The sequence below is a fragment of the Bradyrhizobium sp. AS23.2 genome (genome assembly GCF_001908185.1).
Lineage (GTDB): Bacteria > Pseudomonadota > Alphaproteobacteria > Rhizobiales > Xanthobacteraceae > Bradyrhizobium.
In genome coordinates, this window is sequence record NZ_LGHM01000293.1 from 1 (window position 1) to 2,089 (window position 2,089).

Annotated in this window: 3 protein-coding genes; 1 reads left to right on the forward strand and 2 read right to left on the reverse strand. The window is 56.1% G+C overall.

What is annotated here, in order from left to right; genetic code table 11:
- Both AC630_RS46545 and AC630_RS41405 read right to left on the reverse strand, forming a co-directional pair.
- Positions 1-262 (reverse strand): hypothetical protein (locus AC630_RS46545; protein ID WP_143198737.1); only part of this gene is annotated, 262 nt, incomplete at its 3' end.
- 268 nt (positions 263-530) lie between these two features.
- Positions 531-812, reverse strand: coding sequence for a hypothetical protein (locus tag AC630_RS41405; protein WP_143198738.1), 282 nt, complete (start codon positions 810-812; stop codon positions 531-533).
- Positions 813-1,438: 626 nt separating this feature from the next.
- Between AC630_RS41405 and AC630_RS41410 the strand changes: the two genes are divergently transcribed.
- The gene (locus AC630_RS41410) at positions 1,439-1,939 is read left to right on the forward strand and encodes a hypothetical protein (protein ID WP_074124167.1); all 501 of its coding nucleotides are present in this window, start codon (positions 1,439-1,441) and stop codon (positions 1,937-1,939) included.
- Positions 1,940-2,089: the final 150 nt, after the last annotated feature.

The following is a 2,089-nucleotide window of genomic DNA, read 5'->3' on the forward strand; positions in this document are numbered from 1 at the left end:
CCTCTTCTTTGAATTTTGGCTGACTAAAGTAGACCTCGCCATTCCGCTCAAGATCAAACTCGATCTCAATATCGGCGCCATGTTCTACGACTTGTCTTGCACGATCGAAGACTAAGTTCGCCTGGGCGGGAACGTCGATCTGGCTTTCGAAGCGAAGCTGCCAGAGGTTCCCAATGAGCTTTCGTAGCTGCTTGTCAGCATGAGCCCGCCAATCTTCTCGGCTCTTGAAGACGTGGATCTTGCCGCTGATCTGGTCAGCCAATAACGGACTATTGTTTGATTTCGCCGTGAGCGTGAACCAGAAGTCCCCGCTGATGTCCCGCGCCCAATGTATGAGACGCGGAAAGAGAATGTCGCTGAGCGGCCTTCTCTGGTAGGCGACGATGATTCGATCCGCGCCCGTATCTATGTTGGCGAAGATCGACTCCGTGGGGCGGCGCGTGTCCCCTACGTGCCGAAACGACAGTCGTCCATTGACCGTCGGAATCCAACCGACGTATGGACGAAGTGCGAAGCGAGATGAAGAGCCTTCAACGGAAGATGCGGTCGAAGGCTTCGTCGGAGAGTCTTCCGCAGACCTCAAGTCGATTTTCTCTACGATTATAAATCATGCCGCCTTTGATGCGGCCATCTGGCAACCAATCGTCGCGCGTCCGCGCGCGTCCCATAACGGCGTCGGACACGCCTCTAACGCGCGAGGCGCCCTTCTTCGCTTCAAAGCGATCCAGGCGAAACAGCTTGTAAGCAACCGAAAGCAGCATCGCTGCCAAAGAAAGGCCAACGGCCAATCCGAGATAATCAAGAGCCAACATGTGAGGCGTTCCCGAGGTTGACGCGCGGAAAATTCAACCGGAACAACGAAGTACGAATCAAAATGTGCCTGTTGTAGGCGGCTGTCAAATGGACGCGCTTCAGCGCTCAGGCCGATTTGCCTTCCGAGGCCGATGTAGGAGTGTGCGCTCTATTTGCCCTCATAGGACAGATCCCAGACTCCTATGTTCGTCAAAACGGTATTGACCCGACAGGCGTGCCCCGAAGCGAACGCCTCTCAGCGACCATTTCTATGCATCCTAGCGGTAGAAAATATATTTGAGCACGACCGCCCGCATACCCCTGTTAGGCGGTTTAGGGAGAGCGGTCTTAACTGGTCTTAACCTTTTGGAGCGGTCGCCGGCTCGGCTCGTCGTCCCTATTGGCGTGGCGGCATGTGCGACCAAAGTAGCACGAGGGGCCGAACAAGGCCGCAGATCAGCTCGCCTGTCCATGCTTGGCTGCATGCTCGTCTCAGGTACCGGCTCAACCTCTCCCTACTTTTGGCGACGCCCTGAACGATGGCTATAGCTGCTGGATGTCAGGCGCCTCGGCGCCGATGAGGATGTGCCGTTGCTCCGGCGGTCGCGATGGGGAATCATGTGCGGGCTGTGGGGGGCGCCGGGCAATGGTGTTACGGGTCGTAAGCGAGCAGTCCGAAGCGGATATCCGGAAACAACGGATTCATGACCAGTTGACCCGCGACCTCCGCAGATTTGCGGCGAATTTCCTTCGATTGACCAGCGGCTCAGGCAAGGCATTGGAGCTCTTACCGCAACTGGAAAAGTTATCTGCGTCCATCAAAGCCTACGCTGATGCTCACGACGGCGCTCTCCCGCCTCAGAAAACGGTTCACCAGATCCTCGACAGTCGAGCGGCACTAATCGAGTATCGGCCGTGGATTAAGGACGTTGACGAGGCATCCAGGCGCCGCTGGGAGGCGGACGGGACCTATGCCAGGAACGATGCCGTCGCCGGAATCATCAAGGCTGGGCTGAGGATGGTCGCCTCCGAACTTGTCGATCAACTAACTCAGCATAGCGCTGCCGAAGATGTGTTCTATGAGCAAATTCGGCGCTTAGAGGATGTCAGAAAGAAGAGTCGGCGCCAGAACAATCCCAAGAAATAGCGTACCCTGCATGAGGCTAAATGACAGCATCAATGCGATTCTACATCTTTGCCGACGATGGCCTTCAACGTATCTCGCATCGGGTGATGGACGGTTTGGTTCACGGATACGATGCGATGCCGCAATTTGCTGGAACCAGGCAGAAGATTG

Excerpts from the sequence above, each read along its gene's own strand:
- AC630_RS41405 (WP_143198738.1), bottom strand. The coding sequence starts at position 812 with ATGTTGGCTCTTGATTATCTCGGATTGGCCGTTGGCCTTTCTTTGGCA.
- AC630_RS41410 (WP_074124167.1), top strand. The coding sequence starts at position 1,439 with ATGGTGTTACGGGTCGTAAGCGAGCAGTCCGAAGCGGATATCCGGAAA.